Here is a 17,645-nt window from a genome sequence, read left to right on the forward strand (position 1 = left end):
GTTGCTGTCCCTGATCCAACCTGGGACGCGGCTTACGCAGGCGTGGTGCCCGAGGCCTTGTTGGCAAGCTTGGTGAGATTCTCGAAGAGCGTGCTGAAGAACGTCTGGATCTGCGTGCTGCCCAGCGCGATCAGGACGCCGGCAATCACCGCGGCCAGCAACCCGTACTCAAGGGCGGTTACGCCGTCTTCTTCCTTCAGGAACTTGCGGATCGATGCGTTCATGACCTTTGTCTCCCTCAACCTGTCTGCTACAGGACACCTGTTGGGCGGTGGCCCGGCTCCGCCGGGATCGTCCGTGGGCCTCCGCGCATCCTGGCGGAGGAGGCACGGCGGGATGGACCCGCTGTGCTCAAGCAGGGTGATCGTTTCCAGGCGGGACGTCGTTCGCGCAATGACGACCCCGCGGCCAAGGGCCGGTGGTCGAAACATCGAGCGATACGTGCATGGTCATGCAGTCCCCCTGGGTGAGGCCATTGCTGGATGGCCGGATCACCGTGTTATCGACTTTGCCTGAATGGCGGCCAGCTGCAACCGGAACCTATATGCAAATTCGGCAGAAAGTCGTTGGGCCTTAAAACTTCAGTCCGTTTCTGTGACGAAAATCCGTTCCCTGGCAAAACGATTCATCGACGTGCAGATAATGTGATTCCAGATTCCTGCGCATGCGAAAACCGTGCCGTGGGCGACAACTTTACGTTCACGTCTGTATCCATCCTGTTCCGGGAGCGAGGGATGTTTATCCTCGTAAATTATCGGGCATACTCGCATTCAAGTATTCGTGTTTCTTTATGGGGCGAGCACGTTGTTGGCGGCATCGCTCGCCCCGGAGATGGAAGCAATTCCATGAGGGGTGCGTGCCCTGTCAGGCAGTGGGGGTCGCATCGCACGACGGATATAAACGGGGGGACGACACTGTCATGGTCGATGGTGGGGTAGGAGACAGCGACGAAAGCGGCCTGCGGTCGATCGACCTGGCGACGCTGAGCGGCGTACTTCGTGTGTGCGATGTCGAACTGCTTCTGCTCGATGGCAACGGGCCCCGGGCGGCCTTCGCTTCGCGCGTGCATGAAGAGGCTTTGTTCTGCAGCATCAGCTGTGGATTCCATTGTCGTGGCCGTTTCATGCTGCCGCCGGACTGGGCGATGCTGGGCTACCTGCATGCAACGGATGAAACGCTGAGTTGGTGCCACGGAGTACCGCTTACCCCCGGCATGGCGTTGACGGTGATGCCGGAAGGCATCAGCGAGTTCACGCTGAGTCCGGGTACGCACATGACGCTGATGCTGGTGCCGGTTGCGCGGGTGCAGCGAAAACTGACCGAGTTGAGCCTTCGCAGTACGCCGCCGGCAGGCCAGGCGTTGTCGTTGTTCAATCTCGCCAGCGAAACCACTCCTCTTGCACAGCATTACCAGCAACTGCACGTGCAACTGGGGCAGGGGGCGAGCCTGCAACCGGAAGAAACCGAGAAGCTGCTGCACGAGCACGTGCAGGCCCTGCTCGGTGCCGGTGCAGCCGATCGGCCTGGATGCAGTCGTGCACGGCGCACCCATTATCTGATCGCGCAGCGGGCAGAGAATTTCATGCGGCTCAATCTGCGCCGCAATATCTATATGAATGAGATCTGCGATGCGGCTGGCGTCAGTGAGCGTGGACTGCGCTACGCCTTCGAGGATCTGTTCGGCACCTCGCCCAACCGTTACCTGTCCATGCTGCGCCTGTGCGCAGCCTGCCGGAGCCTGTCGATGGCCGATTCCAGCCGTCGCTCGGTCAAGGCCATTGCCCTCAGCTGTGGGTTGTGGGACCTGTCGCGTTTCGCCGACAACTACCGCAAGGTGTTCGGTGAACTCCCGCGCGACACGCTCATGCGCGCGCCCGCGCAGATCGGCCAGCCGGCCTGAACCAAGCACCACAAGGGTTTCCCGGTCGTTTCTGCCGGAATTGCATATCCGCTTGCCGATATGGTTGCCGCTTCTGCATAACCGGCTGCCGATTCCGACCGTGGATTTGCCGGAATGCGCGATTGCCGTGCCGGAATGAAGTGCGCAGCCGCCGTTGCAAACGCTGAAATGTCAGTCACCTGCCTAACGGCAAGTCCACTGACATTCAAGTTGTTCGCCTACGGGGGAAATGCTCATGAACCGCATCTACCGGCGTGTATGGAACCGCCAGCTCAATGCTCTGGTTGTGGCCTCGGAACTGGCCACCGGCGACAGCGGCGGCAGCGCTGCCCGTGATCCGCGCAGTGCCCTGCTGATGCCCACCGCCTTGGCCCTGGCCCTGCTGTGTGCGCTGGCCAGCGGGCATGCAGGAGCGTCCGAATCCAATCAGTCCCTGCGTGACCTGCAGGCGCTCGCGGCCAAGTACGCGCAGCCGATGCCGGTCAAGGTTGATGCTGAAGTGGCATTGGCGGCCGCCTCGCGTCAGGCGCAGAGCACAACGGCAATCAGCGCTGATGCGCGTGTCGGCCTGCAACTGAGTACGAACGCGCTGCCTGTGGTGCGCGACGTGCTGCCGGCGACGGTGCAGGTGAAGCTGGATGCGAACACCGCGCCGGAGCAGGTCGCCGTTCCGGCGCTGGCGGCCGATGTCCGGGCCAATGTCGGGCTGGGTCATGCAGCGTCCAATGTGGCGAAGATTGATGCATCGCTGGCGGCCAACGTTGCACCGTCTGCGCACGGGCCGCTTGGTGTGGCTGCGGATGCGCAGGCGAAGGCCAGGGTTGGCGTCGCCGGTACCCAGGTGGCCTCGATCGATACCGGTGCCAAGGCGGCTGTCGCTGTTGCCGGCGCGTCCGCTGGCTCGCTGCCCGGCCTCAAGGCGTCGGTTGACGGCAAGGTGGATTCGCAGCTCAAGCTGGCGGGCCACCAGATCGACGGTCAGGGACAGGTCAAGGCGACGGCAGCGGTCACGCTGCCGGCCAAGGAGGAGCTGCCGGGCGAGACCCACGATCGTGCGATCACCGCAGCCTTCGATACCGGTGTTGCCGGCAAAGTGCGCGTGCAGGCGCCGGATGGCCAGGAAGTCGTGGCCGACCGCAATCTGAAGCTGGCCGGCCAAGCGACCGTGGCAGCGCAGAACAGCGCGCTTGGCGTCGGTGGCCTGGTGGGCGGCGTTGTCGGCGCGGCAGGTGGCGCCGTGGGTGGCGTGCTTGATGGCACCGTAGGCAACACGGTTGGTGCGGTCGGCGGCGCCTTGCACGGCACGGTTGGAACGGTAGGTGGCGCAGTGGGCAGCACGCTCAATGGCGCCGTGGGTACGGTTGGTGGAGCCGTAGGCGGTGCGCTCAACGGCACGGTCGGTTCGGTCGGCAGCACAGTCGGCGGAGCACTCAACGGTGCGGTTGGCACAGTGGGTGCAGTTGGCGGCACCGTGGGTGGTGCGCTCAACGGCACGGTCGGTTCGGTCGGCAGCGTAGTGGGCGGCGCGCTCAACGGCGCGGTTGGCACGGTGGGCGCAGTCGGCGGTACCGTGGGTGGTGCGCTCAACGGCACGGTCGGTTCGGTCGGCAGCGCAGTCGGCGGTACGCTCAACGGCGCGGTTGGCACGGTGGGTGCAGTTGGCGGCACCGTGGGTGGTGCACTGAATGGCACGGTCGGTTCGGTTGGTAGTGCTGTCGGCGGCACGCTCAACAATACAGTGGGTGCGGTAGGCAACACCGTCGGCGGTGTACTCAATGGCGCTACCGGAGGCAGCACGGGCGGCCTGGGTGGCCTGTTGGGCAACACGCTCGGCAGCGTCGGCGGCGCCGTGGGCAACCTGCTCAACGGCAACCTCAACGGTACCATCGGTAATCTGGGCAGCGCCGTGGGCGGCCTGGTGGGTGGCACACTGAGCGGCCTCGGCCTGACCAAGCCCTCGGCGATTCCGCCGACCAGTCCGAAGGCGCCGGCTCCGGCCGATCCGAATGCAGGGTTGATCATCGGCACTGGCGGCCTGGTCGGCAATGTCGGGCAGCTGATCGGCCCGACCACCACCAGCCTGTTCGGTGGCAACGGCTACCTGAGCAACGGTAACCTCAAGCTCAGCAACGCCAACGTGATGCAGACCTACTCGACGGTCAATGTGCTGGGCCTGCCGGTGGTCAACCTGTCGCCAGTCGGCAGCACCCTCAACGGGCTGGGCGGTGCCGCTACCGGTGGCAGCTCGCACCTGACCCTGATCGGTGGCGTCACCTCCGACAGCTACATCTACAACATCAACAATGGCAATCCGGGTGGCCTGCTGGGCCTGTTGCTGCCGAAGGACTCGCCGGCGTGGGCCGCCAAGTGCCTCGATATCGCCCTTGCAGACATCTCGTGCTGGGCGGTCAATGCCGCGCAGGACTACCAGGTGTTGATGGGGGACGGCGCCTTCGCCAACGGTTCGAAGGAAGTGGTGATCGGTGCCAATGCACGGCACGAACTGCCGAAGGTCGATGCCAACGTCGCCTTCCCGGGTGATGGGGGCAACGACCCGAGCAACCCGACCGGTGTACCGACCGCCGACTACGCTGCGCGCATGGGCCATTCGGTGATCGTCGGCGACAGTGCCGTCGGTACCGCAAACGGCCAGACCCTGCTCGGTGCTGAAGCCACCTCCAACCAGGCCAACTCGGTCGCACTGGGCTACCGCTCGGCCGCACTGCGCGGCGCGCAGGCCAGCTACAGTGCTTACGGCCTGACTGCACCGCAGGTCTCCGCCGGTGAAGTGTCGGTGGGCACCGCAGGTGGTGGCGAGCGCCAGATCACCAATGTTGCTGCCGGTAGTGCCAATACCGATGCAGTCAACGTGGTCCAGCTGAAGGGCGCGATCAGCCTCATCAACGATGTGGCGGCTGCAGCGGTGACCTACGACCTGGATGGTGCAGGTAATCCGAACTATCGTCGCGTCACGCTCGGCGCCGGCACCGGCACCACCACCATCGGCAACCTGGCCGGCGGCGCGGTCACCGCAGGCAGCCTGGAAGCGGTCAACGGTGGCCAGCTGGCTGCGACCAACGCCGCCATCGCCAGCTTCTTCGGTGGCCGCGCCGCGTTTGATCCGGCCAGTGGTGCCTTCACCGCGCCGCTGTTCGAGATCAGCACCATCTCCACCGGCGGCGCCATCGCCAAGGGCCTGTATGACAACGCTACCGATGCCTTCGCCGCGGTCGACGGCTCGCTGGTCAACCTCAACACGCAGATCACCGACATCCGTAACGGTGGCACCAAGTACCTGCGGGTGAACTCGACCGGTACCGAGGCGCTGGCCACTGGCACCGACTCGATTGCAGTCGGCACCAATGCCCGTGCCACCGCTGCCAACAGCATTGCGGTTGGTGCCGGCAGCCTGGCCGATCGTGCCAACAGCGTGTCCATCGGTGCCGCCGGTGCCGAGCGTCAGGTCACCAACATGGCCGCGGGTACGGCCGCCACCGATGCGGTCAACGTCGGCCAGCTGCAGGCATCGGAACAGGGTGCACTGCGCTATGACCTCAACGGCGATGGCAGCGTCAACTACGCCAGTGCCACGCTGGGCCAGACCGGCACCGCCACCACGCTGCGCAACCTGGGCCCGGGCCAGGTGAGTGCCACCAGCAGCGAGGCCATCAACGGTGCCCAGCTGTTCGCGGCCAACCAGGCAGTGGCCACCCATCTCGGCGGTGGCGCAGCAGTCAACGCCAGTGGCGTACTGACCGCACCGACCTACTCGATCAACAACGTTGCCGCCAACGGCACCGTCAGCAAGGGCAGCTACAACGACGTCGGTACCGCTTTCGATGCCGTCAGCAACTCGCTGGCCAACGTCGCTGACCAGACCGGCGAGATCGACAAGCTGGCCGTGAAGTACGACGTCGATGGCAGCGGCAACGTGCTCAACAGCGTGACGCTGACGGGTACCGGCACCGGCGCGGTGAAGATCACCAACGTGGCCGCCGGCAGCATCCTGGCCGGCAGCAGCGATGCCATCACCGGCGACCAGCTGTTTAACACGAACAGCACCATCGCCAACTACTTCGGTGGCACCACCGCCTACAACGGCACCACCAACGTGTGGACCGCGCCGAAGTTCAGCATCTCCAGCATCGCCACCGATGGCACCTTCACCAGCGGCGACTACAACAACGTCACCGCCGCCTTCACTGCCGTGGACGGCTCGCTGAAGGTCCTCAACCAGCGCATCACCAACGGTGGCGGTGGCAGTGCCTACCTGGCGGTGAACTCGACGGCGGCCGCAGCCACCGCGGCTGGTGCGGAAGCGGTGGCGGTCGGCCCGCAGGCAAGTGCAGCCGGTGCCAACAGTGTGGCGGTCGGCAACGGTGCCAGCAGCAGTGCCGGCAACAGCGTGGCACTGGGTGCCGGTTCGGTGGCCAGTGTCGGCGCACAGAGCGGCTATACCGGTGCCTATGGCCAGACCGGTGCCAGCAACTCGGCTGGTGAAGTCTCGGTCGGCAGCACCGGCAGCGAGCGCAAGATCACCCACGTTGCCGATGGCTCGGACGACCACGATGCGACCAACGTCGGCCAGCTCAAGAACGGCGTGAACTACGCCATTGACCAGTCCAAGTCCTACACGGACCAGAAGATCCAGAACATCACCAACGTGGCGGGCAGCTTCCGCGCCAACAACACCAACAACCTGGCCGATCCGTCCGCCAGTGGTGCCAACTCGGCCGCCGGTGGTGCAGGCTCCACCGCAGCCGGTGCCAACTCGACCGCGCTGGGCAATGGTTCGCAGGCGCAGGCCGACAACTCGGTGGCGCTGGGTGCGGGTTCGGTGGCGAACCGGGCCAACACGGTCTCGGTCGGTGCCGCCGGTGCCGAACGCCAGGTGGTCAACGTGGCCGACGGCTCGCAGGCCACCGACGCGGTCAACGTGCGCCAGCTGCAGGCCTCGCAGCAGGGTACGATCCGCTATGACACCACTACCAACGGTGCCACCAACTACAACAGTGTCACCCTCGGCAGCACCAGCAGCGGTCCGACCACGGTGCGCAACGTCGCCGCCGGCACCGCCGGTACCGACGCAGTCAACGTGGACCAGTTGAAGTCGGGCATGGCGCAGACCCTGGACTGGTCCAAGGCCTACACCGACGAGCGCATGGGCGGCTTCGAGCGTGACCTGCGCAAGACCGACAACCGCGCCTCGGCCGGTATCGCTTCGGCGATGGCCACCGCAGCCCTGCCGCAGCCCAGCGAAGCGGGCCGCAGCATGGCCTCGGTCGCCGCCGGCAGCTACAACGGCGAGTCTGGCGTGGCGGTCGGTATCTCCGGTGTCTCAGAGGGTGGCCGCTGGATCTACAAGTTCAGCGGTTCGACCAACAGCCGTGGCGAGGCCGGTGTGGCCGTCGGTGCCGGTATCCAGTGGTGATCGCCGTCGCCGGGCCGCAACCGCGGCCCGGCAGCGCGGAAACGTCCATAGGGGGAATGACATGAAACTGCATCGCATCGCCCGTAGCGGCCAGATGGCCGCCATGCTGGGCCTGGTCCTGGGGATGGGACTGCTGGCCGCCTGCCGCAGCCATGCGCCGGCCGCCGAGGGTCCTGCCGAAGCCACCGCCGTGCACTTCCCGGAGGCCTCCAAGGCTTCGCTGAAGGAAGGCATCTATCCTGACGTCGCCGACCTGCGCCGCTTCGCGCCGGGCATGACCAAGCGCCAGCTGTACACGCTGCTGGGTACGCCGCATTTCAATGAAGGCATGTGGGGCGTGCGCGAGTGGAACTACCTGTTCAACTTCCGCACCGCACAGGGCGCGGAGTACTTCACCTGCCAGTTCCAGGTCCGCTTCGACAGCAAGGGCGTCGCCCAGGGGGGCTACTGGAAGCCGGAATCGTGCGCGGCGGTGATCGAACCGCCACGGCCACCGGCGCCACCGGCACCGGCACCGTTGCCGGAGCAGCCGCTGCGATTGTCCGCCGATGCGTTGTTCGGCTTCGACAGTGCGGTACTCAGCGCTGAAGGCCAGCAGGCGGTGCAGGGCATCCTGGCGCAGGTACGCGAGGCCGCGCAGGTACAGTCGATCCGGGTGACCGGGTACACCGACCGTATCGGCAGTGCCAGCTACAACCAGACCCTGTCGCAGCGACGTGCCGAGGCCGTGCGCAGCGCGCTGGTGCAGGGCGGGGTGCCTGCGGCCAGCATCAGTGCAGAAGGGCGTGGTGCAGCGGAGCCGGTCGTGCAGTGCGAGCAGCGCAATCGGCGCGAGCTGATCGCCTGCCTGGCGCCGAACCGTCGCGTGCAGATCGCCGGAATGGCCCAGCCGCGCTGAGAGTCCCGCACCGGGGCCATGCCCCGGTATCCCGAGTCCCCCCTGACCGTCGGCAGGACGTGGTTACGTCTCCCCCGTTGACCACGCCTGCCGGCGGCTCAGGTTTTCCATGGTGCACGCGATGAACGCCCAATTCCTGCCTCTTTCCATGAAGACGGAAACCACACTGAGTGTGTACGGTCAGCTCGGTAATCATGCCGTGGTACGCATTCCCGGGCGGCGCCTGCCGGGGTTGATCCTGCAGGCCGATACCGTGGCCGGGTTCCTGGCCCAGCTGCAGGAAGCCCAGGCCTGCCTGCGCAGCGGCCGCGCGCAGCGCACCGATGCCGAGCTGGACATGCTGATCGACGTGCTGCAGCAGTGGTATGCGCTGATCGAATCGCGCCTGGCCGACGCTGGCGAGGCGCTGTAGAAGAAAAAGGGGACGGAGGGGATTAAGTCGTTCTTGCCCCGGCTGTGCCGGAAACGACTTAATCCCCTCCGTCCCCTTTTTTCTAGGCGCGGGCGCGCACCAGCCAGCAGGCGGCATCCACGCGTACGCGGTCGCCTTCGATGAATGGGTTGAATGCCGCCAGCGCCGTGTTGCGGAGCGAGGTGGCCCGTTCTTCGGGCAGGTTGCGCAGCGCCAAGCCAAGTGGGCCCAGCTGTCCCACGTAGGTCGGCAGCGCATCGCGGGCAATCGAACACGGCAGGTCCACCGCAATCGTCTCCACCTGCGTCCAGCCAGCGGCCTGCAACAGGCGCTGCACGTGCTGGCCATCGGCAAAGGCGAACTGGCCGGGTGCTCCTGGCGCACGCGGGGGAAGATCGAGTTCATCGCCAATGGCGCGCTCGGCCGTCGTCATGAACGGGTTCTCCGCTGCGCTGCGCCAGGCGATGAAGCGCAGGCCGGCACCGGGCCGCGCGGCGCGGTGCAGGTTGCCGAAGGCGGCCTCGGTATCCTCGAAGAACATCACGCCCAAACGAGATTGGATCCAGTCGAAGTGTGCGGGTGGCAGCGGATGCTGTTGTGCGTCGGCGACGATGAAGTCTGCGTCCAGTCCTGCCGCCTCGGCACGCTGATGGGCCATCGCCAGCATCGGCGCGGAGATGTCCAGGCCGGTGCAGTGCGCGGCAGGGCGAGCCGCTGCGGCGGCAAGCAGGCTGGCGCCGGTACCGCAGCCGATATCCAGCAGCTGCGTGACGGTCTGTGGAAGCTCGGCCACCAGCAGGTCGGCCATGGGCTGGAACAGGCCGTCGAGAATGGCCTGCTGCGCGACCCAGATCTGGCCGCCAGGGCCGTTCCACAGGGTGTTCTGATCAACGGGGGGTGTGCTGGTCATGGTCTTGCCTTGCGGGGAAGTCGCCCATAGGTTGGCGCTTGAAGGTCACTTGAGGTCAAGCCCGTGCGTGAACTGGATATCGGCGAGGTGGTCAAGCGCAGTGGCGTGCCGGCCTCGACCCTGCGTTACTACGAACAATTGGGCTTGTTGCAGGCCCTGGGCCGTCGCGGCCTGCGCCGGCAGTACGACGAGCAGGTGCTGGAACGGCTGGCGCTGATCGGTCTTGGCCAGGCGGCCGGGCTGTCACTGAAGCAGATCGGGGCATCGCTGCCGCCGCAGCATGGATGCATCTCGCTGGACCGCAAGGCGCTGCTGGCACAGGCTGATGTGCTGCAGCGGCAGATCACCCAGCTGCAGCGGGTGCGCCGGCAGCTGCAACGCGCGGCGGCCTGCCCGGAAGCGCAGGATGCGCGGCAGTGCGGTTCATTCCAGAAACTGTTGCGCGCGCAGCAGCGCATGGCGGGTAGGTGAGTTGCTGGTGCCCGTTCAATCGCGGGTACTGACTTCCCAGGTGGCATGCAGCACGCCCGGCACATGCTCCATCCGCGCCAGCACCACGTCCAGCTCATCGGCACTCACGGCGGTACTGACCAGCACCGCGATCACATCGGTGGGCGCATCGGCATGCTCGACCAACTGCACATCACCAACCGGATACTGCGCCGCCTCCAGCGCATCGACCAACCGCTCGCGCACCCGCGGCACCGCTTCGGCATCCACGCTCAGACGCACTTCGTAGGTGGCTTCGGTCGCCGCCTCGTTGATCGGGATGCGGTTGATTGCATTCACCAGCGGCCGCAGCAGGGTATTGCCGGCGATGATCAGTACGGTCAGCAGCACGCCTTCGGCCAGCATGTCCGCGCCGGTGCAGCTGCCCACCGCTGCCGAGCACCACAGGGTGGCGGCGGTGTTCAGGCCGCGCACGTTCATGCCTTCCTTCATGATCACGCCGGCGCCGAGGAAGCCGACCCCGGAGACCACGTAGGAGATCACCCGCACTGCCTCGGCGCTGCCGGCGATGCGCATGCCCAGGTCGACGAAGGCAGCGGCGCCGACTGCCACCAGCACGTTGGTGCGCAGGCCGGCCGTGCGTTGCCGGTACTGGCGCTCGGCGCCGATCAGCGTGCCCAGCACGAAGGCGGCCAGCAGGCTGACCACGGTGTCGGCGAAGGGGCCGGCCTGGAAGGTTTCAATGAAACGCATGGCCGGAGTCTATCGCGTCGAAGTGACAAGAGATCCACACCATGCGTGAATTTCAAAAGTGTCAGAAACGACTTAATCCCCTCCGTCCCCTTTTTTCGGGGTCAGTCGGTGTCGTCGACGCGCTCGCCCATCAGTTCGCGCTGGCGTTTGTCCAGTTCCTCGGCGTAGCGCTTGCGTACGAAAGCTTCGGAAACCACGCCCAGTACCTGGCCGTCGGCGGCGACCACGGCCAGTTCGTCGGCCTGGGTCTGGTCGAAGCGCTGCATCACGCTGACCACGTCCGCGGCTGGTGACAGCGACACGTCCCGGTTCCCGGCCAGCTCGCCGATCATGGTTTCCGGCTTCACGCCGTCGCCGTAGACGCGTGGAATCTGCACGATGCCGGCGTAGTGGCCCTCGCTGTCGATCAGGATCACCCGGCTGCCCGAGCCCAGCGGGAAGCGCTGGCGGAACGCGGCGGCATCGAGATCGGCCGGGGCGGTGGCCACGCCTTTGCGCATCAGCCGACCGGCGTTGAGGTTCTGCACCCAGCCCACGTCGCGGGCACTCTTGATGGTCTCGCCGCGCAGGTGCATGCGCCAGGTCGAGAACGAATAGCCGAACCACTGCCGTACCAGTGTGCTGGACACCAGCACCGCGCTCATCACCACGCTGGTCAGCAGGAAGTCGTGGGTACCTTCCAGCACCAGCATGGCCATGGTCATCGGCGCACCGACCACCGCCGCGGCCAGCGCCGCCATCCCGGCCAGTGCGGCCGAGGTGGCGTCGATCACCGGCACGCCGGTGGCCATGGCCAGCAGGCCGGCGAACAACGCACCGACCAGGGTGCCCATGAACAGCGAGGCGAAGAACAGGCCGCCCCGGAAGCCGAAGCCCAACGAGATGCCCGAGGCCAGGCACTTCAGGGTCAGCAGGCCGCCGATCCAGATAAGCGGCAGATGCGTGGTCAGGTCCAGGTGCAGCGCGCCATGTCCGGACGACAGCACCTGTGGGCTGGCCAGGGCCAGCGGAATCAGCAGCAGGCCGCCCACCACCGGCCGTCCCCACAGCGGCAGCGGACTGCGCTTGACCGTGCCTTCGATGGACGCGATCAAGCGCATGATGACAATACCGACCATCGCGCAGCAGCAGCCGAGCAGGCCGTAGATGGCGTAGTCCGCTGCACGCACGTCGATGGTCGAGGCGGCAGGCAGCAGGTAGGCCTCGATGCCGGCCTGGTCGGCCACGAACGCGCCGGCCAGTGCGGCAACCGCCACCGGCGCCAGTGCGGCCGGGGTGTAGGCGCCAATGACGATTTCGAAGGCATAGAACGCACCAGCCAAGGGCGCACCGAAGGCGGCGGCGATTGCACCGGCGGCACCGGCGCCGACGAGGATGCGCACGTCATTGCGGCGCAGGCGCATCACCCGGCCCAGCTGCGAACCGCTGCCGGCGCCCATCTGCGTATAGGAAGCCTCCAGCCCGACCGAGGCGCCGCAACCATTGGACAGCAGGGTCTGTGTCAGAACGATAAGGTTGTCGCGCATCGACATACGGCCGCCATGCAGGGCATTGGCTTCCACCGCATCAAGCAGGGGGCGCTTGAGCCGGGTCGCGGCCAGGCTGACCAGCCCGACCAGCAGGCCACCCAGCGGCAGCACCAGCAACGCAGTCCAGGTCAGCGAGGGCAGGGAGCTCAGGCGCATGCCTTCATCCAGCCCGTACAGGGTGCCCTGCAGCCAGCGTGCGATGCCGGACTGCAGCAGGGTCAGGTAGCCGGCGATCAGGCCGACCAGCAGCGCAAGTGCAATGAACCAGAGGTCGCTGCCGCGCAGTCGCAGGCGCAGGCCCTGGAAGGCCAGATGCAGGCGCGATGGCAAAGCAGACGGTGACATGGTGGCGGCATGATACGCCGCCACCGTGATCGCCACCGTCACTGCATCGGGCGATTACCGCTTCAGAAGCGGTAGCGGCCCTGCACGTAGAACGTGCGCGGCGCGGCTGCCATGCGGCCGGCGTTGCCATCGACGTTGCGGGTATACCAGCGCTTGTCGGCCAGGTTGTTCACGCCCAGCGCGATCTCGCTGTCACCCAGCCCGGGCACCTGCCAGGCCACCTGCGCGTTCCACAGGCGCACGCCCGGCACGCGGCCCACGCGCGCATCGGCGGTTTCTTCCCAGGTGTTGGCGGCATCGGAGAACTGACCGCTCTGGTGGGTGCTGGAGACATTGAACGTCCAGCCGGCCAGGGCGTAGCGGGCGCCGACGCTGTCGGTGTCGCGCGAGTAGAAGGGCACGTCCAGGCCGCGGTTGTCACCGGACTGCTGGATCGCCTTGGTCCAGGTGTAGTTGGCGTACAGCTCCAGCCCGGCCAGTGCGCTGTCCTCGGCGAAGCGGTACTCCAGCGCGCTCTCCACACCCTTGTGGTCGGTGGCACCAATGTTCTGGAAGGTGGGCGGGGTGATACCCGGCACCTGCAGGATCTGGTTGTCGAAGCGCATCTTGAACACGGTCACTTCCGCGCGCAGTGCGCCGTCCTGCCAGCGCGCGCCCAGTTCGGCGGTCTTTGCCACCTCCGGGTTCAGCGGATTGCGGGCGGTCTGCGAGTTCAGCTGGATGTTCTGCACCGGCCCGAACGACGTGGTGTAGTTGCCGAACACGGTCAGCTGCGGCGTCAGCAGGTAGGCGACGTTGAGCGAGGGCAGGGCCTTGTCGTTGCGGCTGCTGAAGGTCGCCGTGCCCCCGGCCTGGCGGCGGTCCATATCGATCCACTCCATGCGCACGCCCGGAGTGATCCGCCATTGGCCGATCGCGATGCGGTCGTCGATGTAGAACGCATGGGCATCGGTGGCGTTGTCAAAGCGGGTGGTGGCACTGGCCACGCCGGTACGGCGGGTGACGGTGTAGCTGCGGTCGTTGCCGCGCTCGCGCAGGAAGCGGTAGCCGGCGGTGATGTCGTGCACGCTGGCGCCCCAGTGCAGGCGCTGGGTGTAGCGCGGCTCGATGCCGAGCACGCGGTAGTCGCGCGGCTGCACGGTCAGCTGGGTATTGGCGGCGTTGATCAGCGAGCTGGCACGGTTGCTTTCGTTGTAATAGGCCAGCACCTCGAACTCGCTGTTGGCCGACAGCGTGTTGGTGTAGCCCAGGTCGATGCCGGTGCGGTGGCCCTTCCAGAAATCAGTGGGGCGGGTGTTCTGGAACGGATCGGCCTCGTACTGCGCGCGGGTCAGGCCGCCCGGGGTCAGCGAGCGCACGTCGTAGTACGACAGTTTGGCGCGCAGCTCCTGCTGTTCGTCGATGGCATAGGCGAACTTCAGCGCCAGGTCGTTGAAACGGTCATCGCTGCCCTGTCGCCAGCCGCGGCCATCCTGGCCGGAGTAGAGCAGGGCGGCGCCCAGCCCGTTGTCGCCGGTACCGCCGAGGAAGGCGTTGTACTGGGTGCTGTCACCGCCGCCATGGTCGTAGGCGGTGTAGCGCACGCCCGCTTCGCCGTGCAGGCCTGCCTCGGTGGGAATGGCGCGGGTGCTGAAGTTGATGATGCCGCCCACGTTCTGCGGGCCGTAGCGCACCGCGCCGCCGCCGCGCACCACGTCGATCGATTCGATGTTGGACAGGCTGGTCGGCGCGAACGACAGCTGCGGCTGGCCATACGGCGCCACCGCCAGCGGTACGCCGTCCAGCAGTACGGTCGAGCGCGGCGAGTAGCGCCCGGTCAGGCCGCGCACGCCGATGTTCAGCGAGACCGAGCTGCCGGCCGTGCCGGAGTTGTCGGTGACCTGCACGCCGGGGATGCGGCGCATCGCATCGCCGATGCTGGCCGCGCCGCTGGCCTCGATGCGCTGGCGCTCGACCACCGTGCGCGCGCCGGCGAAGCTCTTGACGCTGTCATGCAGGCCGGTGCCCAGCCAGCTGCCGGACACCTGGATGCTGTCCAGCGTTGTGGCGCCGTCCTGGGCGAAGGCACGGGTGGCCGGGAGCAGGCACAGGGCGAGGGCGGCAGCCAGGGGCAGGCGGGCCGGTTGCAGGGCGTGGATGGGCATCGGTGCGGGTTGTGGAAGGTCGTAAATGAGAATTATTGCTGATTCCATTCGCTATTGGAATGCGCCTCCGGTTCATGCCGATGCCCCGGTGGTAGAGTGGGCGATTGCTTCCTGACCCGCTGAGATCCGCCATGTCCCAAGCTGCTTTCTACCCCGTCGGAACCCCTGGCCAGCCGTGGGGAGCGGCGGAGCGGGAGGCGTGGCGTGGCCGCCAGCAGCGCCTGCGTCGCTATGACGAAGAGGTGCTGCCGCGCATCGCGGCGCTGGCTTCGCGCTTTGACAAGGTGGCCTACGGCCAGCTCGACTACGCGGGCGAGACCTACACCTTGTTCGCCCTGCGCAGCCGCGACTGGAACCCGGCGCTGCCGGCTGCCCTGGTCACCGGCGGCGTGCACGGCTATGAGACCAGCGGCGTGATGGGCGCGCTGGAATTCCTCGAAAAGCACGCCGCCGACTATGCCGGCAAGGCCAACCTGCTGGTGGCGCCGTGCGTGAATCCGTGGGGCTTCGAGCGCATCAACCGCTGGAACTTCGATGCGATCGACCCCAACCGCAACTTCCGCGCCGATGGCCCGGCCCGCGAGTCGACCGCGCTGATCGAGCTGATCACACCGATCCAGGGCCAGTTCGTGCTGCACATCGACCTGCACGAGACCACCGACAGCGATGAAAGCGAGTTCCGCCCGGCGCTGGCCGCGCGTGACGGCAAACCGTTCGAGCCGGGCCTGATTCCCGATGGCTTCTACCTTGTGGACGACAGCGAAAACCCGCAAGCGGCCTTCCAGCAGGCGGTGATTGCTGCGGTGGAGAAGGTCACCCATATCGCACCGGCCGACGACAAGGGCGAGATCATCGGTTCGCCGGTGGTGGCCCATGGCGTGATCGAGTACCCGCTGGTGAAGCTGGGCCTGTGCGCCGGCATTACCGGCGCGAAGTACACCACCACCACCGAGGTCTACCCGGACAGCCCGCGGGCGACCCCGCAGCAGTGCAACGATGCACAGGTGGCAGCGGTGTGCTCGGCGCTGGATTACGCGCTCGCCCGTCGTTGATGAAAAAGGGGACGGAGGGGATTAAGTCGTTTGTGCCACAAACAACTTAATCCCCTCCGTCCCCTTTTTTCGGTTCATCCAAGCGCGTCGGCCCACCACAGTGCGGCCGGTCCCGGCGGCGTATCACGGCGCCACAGCAGGTCGCTGTGGATGCGCCGTGGCCAGCCGGGCAGCACCAGTTCCACCAGCCGGCCACGGTCATAGCGCTGCACCAGCGCCCGCGGCAGCTCGGCCCAGCCGAGGCCGTCCTCGGCCATCTCCATCACCATCAGGTAGTCGGTGGCGGTCCAGGCCAGGCCGGTGACCACGCGGGATTGATCGACTTCCGCGCTTAGGCGCACCTGCCGATGCCGCGCCAGTTGCGCGGCGGCGCGACGTCCGGCGCGGGCCAGCGGGTGTTCGCGAGCCACGTACACCGATAGTTCGCTGTGGTGGGCCAGCGGTCGGGCGACCAGCCCATCGGGATAGCGCTCCTGCCTGGGCAGCAGGCCCAGCCCGGCGCGACCACTGCGGACCAGCTCCAGTACGTCCTCGCCCTCGGCATCCAGCCATTCCAGTTCGATCTCCGGGAACGCCTCGGCGAAGCGCTGCAGGATCCGCTGCTCGGGATCGAGCTGGTAGACATCGGAAAACACCACGGTCAGGCGCGACTCGACCGGTGCGGCCAGGCGCACGCTCAACTGTTGCAGGCGCGCATCGGCGGCCAGGATCTCCTGCGCGTGGCCAAGTACCTGGCGCCCGGCCTCGGTCAGCTGCGGGTAGCGCCCACTGCGATCGAACAGGCTCACGCCCAGGTCGGCCTCCAGGTGGGCAATGGCGGTGCTGACCGTCGACTGCGTTTTGCGCAACCGCCGTGCTGCGGCCGAAAACGAGCCCAGCGCGGCGGCTTCCACGAAGGCCTGCAGGGATTCAGGGGAGTAGGGCATTGATCCATCGCTCCTGTCGATGGAATCCATTTTGATACCACCGTAAAAGGCGATGATACTGGTCGCCATCGCCCCTGTCTGCGGGGCGCTCCGGACCCTCCACGCATCGCGTGGATCTATTGAAAAGGCGGCGCGGTCCCCGCCCTGCAAGGAGCTTCACATGTCCCGTACTGTCCCCGCCCGTGGCGCGCTGGTCGCCTGGGCCTGCCTGACCGTGGCGATCGTCGCCGAAGTGGTCGGCACCTCGTTCATGGCCCATGCCGCCCGCGATGGCGGCTGGACCGGTTATCTGATCATGGCCGGCGCGCTGGCGCTGTCCTACTTCTTCCTGGCGCAGTCGGTGCGCCGCATCGCCGTGGGCGTGGCCTACGCAGTGTGGGAAGGCCTGGGCCTGACTCTGCTGACCGTGGTCGGCCTCACCGTCTTCGGTGAAAGCCTGTCGCTGCAGCAGCTGGCCGGCCTGGTACTGGCAGTGGTCGGCATCGTCTGCGTCACCCTCGGGGAGGCGCACTGATGAACACCCTGGCCCTGTTTTTCGTGATCTGTTCGGCACTGATCGATGTCGCCGCCAACATGATGGTCGCCAAGTCGGAAGGTTTCCGCCGCTGGCGTTGGGGCGTCGGCGCGATCATCCTGGTCTGGATCGCCTTCGCCCTGCTGGGCCAGGCCGTGCGTTACATGGATCTGGCCACCGCCTATGCAATGTGGGGAGCGATCGGCGTGATCGGTACCGCCACCTGCGGCCGCCTGCTGTTCGGCAACCGCCTGCGCCCGATCGGCTGGGTCGGCATCGGTCTGGTCACTGTTGCGGTGCTGCTGCTGAGTACTGCGAAGTAACGCGTCGCCGTGCCAACCAAGGTTGGCACCTACCAGTGCTCAGTCGCTGTGCCAACCA

The 17,645-nt window shown here is 66.7% G+C and carries 14 protein-coding genes; 8 read left to right on the top strand and 6 right to left on the bottom strand.

The genetic code is table 11. The features are described from left to right. Nucleotides 1-32 precede the first annotated feature (32 nt). Entirely contained in the window at nt 33-224 is a 192-nt protein-coding gene (locus N5J73_RS03280) for a Flp family type IVb pilin (protein WP_049448369.1), read from the bottom strand. Nucleotides 225-919: 695 nt separating this feature from the next. Between N5J73_RS03280 and N5J73_RS03285 the strand changes: the two genes are divergently transcribed. The 4 genes from N5J73_RS03285 (at nt 920) to N5J73_RS03300 (ending at nt 8,641) form a co-directional block, all read left to right on the top strand. Further along, nucleotides 920-1,900: a helix-turn-helix domain-containing protein gene (locus tag N5J73_RS03285; RefSeq protein WP_049448371.1), complete on the top strand. Its 981-nt coding sequence runs from the start codon at nt 920-922 to the stop codon at nt 1,898-1,900. A gap of 235 nt (nt 1,901-2,135) precedes the next feature. After that, nucleotides 2,136-7,331, top strand: a complete 5,196-nt coding sequence (locus N5J73_RS03290) for an ESPR-type extended signal peptide-containing protein (protein ID WP_279940572.1) — start codon at nt 2,136-2,138, stop codon at nt 7,329-7,331. A gap of 61 nt (nt 7,332-7,392) precedes the next feature. After that, nucleotides 7,393-8,229 carry an OmpA family protein gene (locus tag N5J73_RS03295; protein ID WP_049448114.1) on the top strand — a complete coding sequence of 279 codons (837 nt, stop codon included), beginning with the start codon at nt 7,393-7,395 and terminating at the stop codon, nt 8,227-8,229. Nucleotides 8,230-8,350: 121 nt separating this feature from the next. Next, nucleotides 8,351-8,641 carry a hypothetical protein gene (locus N5J73_RS03300; RefSeq protein WP_019659952.1) on the top strand — a complete coding sequence of 97 codons (291 nt, stop codon included), beginning with the start codon at nt 8,351-8,353 and terminating at the stop codon, nt 8,639-8,641. Nucleotides 8,642-8,723: 82 nt separating this feature from the next. Here N5J73_RS03300 and N5J73_RS03305 read toward each other — a convergent pair whose 3' ends face one another. Next, nucleotides 8,724-9,551 (bottom strand): class I SAM-dependent methyltransferase, encoded by an 828-nt coding sequence (locus N5J73_RS03305; RefSeq protein ID WP_049448116.1) that lies wholly within the window; start codon nt 9,549-9,551, stop codon nt 8,724-8,726. 63 nt (nt 9,552-9,614) lie between these two features. Here N5J73_RS03305 and N5J73_RS03310 point away from each other — a divergent pair, with 63 nt between their 5' ends. Then, a complete protein-coding gene (locus tag N5J73_RS03310) occupies nt 9,615-10,022 on the top strand; it encodes a MerR family transcriptional regulator (RefSeq protein ID WP_279940574.1) in 408 nt (135 codons plus the stop codon). A gap of 15 nt (nt 10,023-10,037) precedes the next feature. Here the strand turns inward: N5J73_RS03310 and N5J73_RS03315 are convergent, their stop codons facing one another. The 3 genes from N5J73_RS03315 to N5J73_RS03325 all read right to left on the bottom strand — a co-directional run bounded on the left by N5J73_RS03315 (nt 10,038) and on the right by N5J73_RS03325 (nt 14,772). Beyond that, complete coding sequence (locus N5J73_RS03315; RefSeq protein WP_010485159.1) at nt 10,038-10,754, bottom strand: MgtC/SapB family protein; 717 nt, start codon at nt 10,752-10,754, stop codon at nt 10,038-10,040. Between the two features lie 101 nt (nt 10,755-10,855). Beyond that, nucleotides 10,856-12,628, bottom strand: coding sequence for a chloride channel protein (locus N5J73_RS03320; RefSeq protein WP_049448151.1), 1,773 nt, complete (start codon nt 12,626-12,628; stop codon nt 10,856-10,858). 62 nt (nt 12,629-12,690) lie between these two features. Then, entirely contained in the window at nt 12,691-14,772 is a 2,082-nt protein-coding gene (locus tag N5J73_RS03325) for a TonB-dependent siderophore receptor (protein ID WP_049448119.1), read from the bottom strand. A gap of 131 nt (nt 14,773-14,903) precedes the next feature. Here N5J73_RS03325 and N5J73_RS03330 point away from each other — a divergent pair, with 131 nt between their 5' ends. Beyond that, complete coding sequence (locus N5J73_RS03330) at nt 14,904-15,824, top strand: M14 family metallocarboxypeptidase (RefSeq protein ID WP_049448120.1); 921 nt, start codon at nt 14,904-14,906, stop codon at nt 15,822-15,824. A gap of 74 nt (nt 15,825-15,898) precedes the next feature. Here N5J73_RS03330 and N5J73_RS03335 read toward each other — a convergent pair whose 3' ends face one another. After that, on the bottom strand, nt 15,899-16,750 hold the full coding sequence (locus tag N5J73_RS03335; RefSeq protein ID WP_049448121.1) for a LysR family transcriptional regulator: 852 nt from the start codon (nt 16,748-16,750) through the stop codon (nt 15,899-15,901). 160 nt (nt 16,751-16,910) lie between these two features. Between N5J73_RS03335 and N5J73_RS03340 the strand changes: the two genes are divergently transcribed. Both N5J73_RS03340 and N5J73_RS03345 read left to right on the top strand, forming a co-directional pair. Further along, nucleotides 16,911-17,264, top strand: a complete 354-nt coding sequence (locus N5J73_RS03340; RefSeq protein ID WP_010485170.1) for an SMR family transporter — start codon at nt 16,911-16,913, stop codon at nt 17,262-17,264. Continuing rightward, complete coding sequence (locus N5J73_RS03345; protein WP_049448122.1) at nt 17,264-17,587, top strand: SMR family transporter; 324 nt, start codon at nt 17,264-17,266, stop codon at nt 17,585-17,587. The genes N5J73_RS03340 and N5J73_RS03345 overlap by 1 nt, the downstream gene beginning before the upstream one ends. The last annotated feature ends 58 nt before the right edge of the window (nt 17,588-17,645 follow it).

This window comes from Stenotrophomonas sp. GD03654 (assembly GCF_029845105.1).
Taxonomy (GTDB): Bacteria; Pseudomonadota; Gammaproteobacteria; order Xanthomonadales; family Xanthomonadaceae; genus Stenotrophomonas; species Stenotrophomonas africana.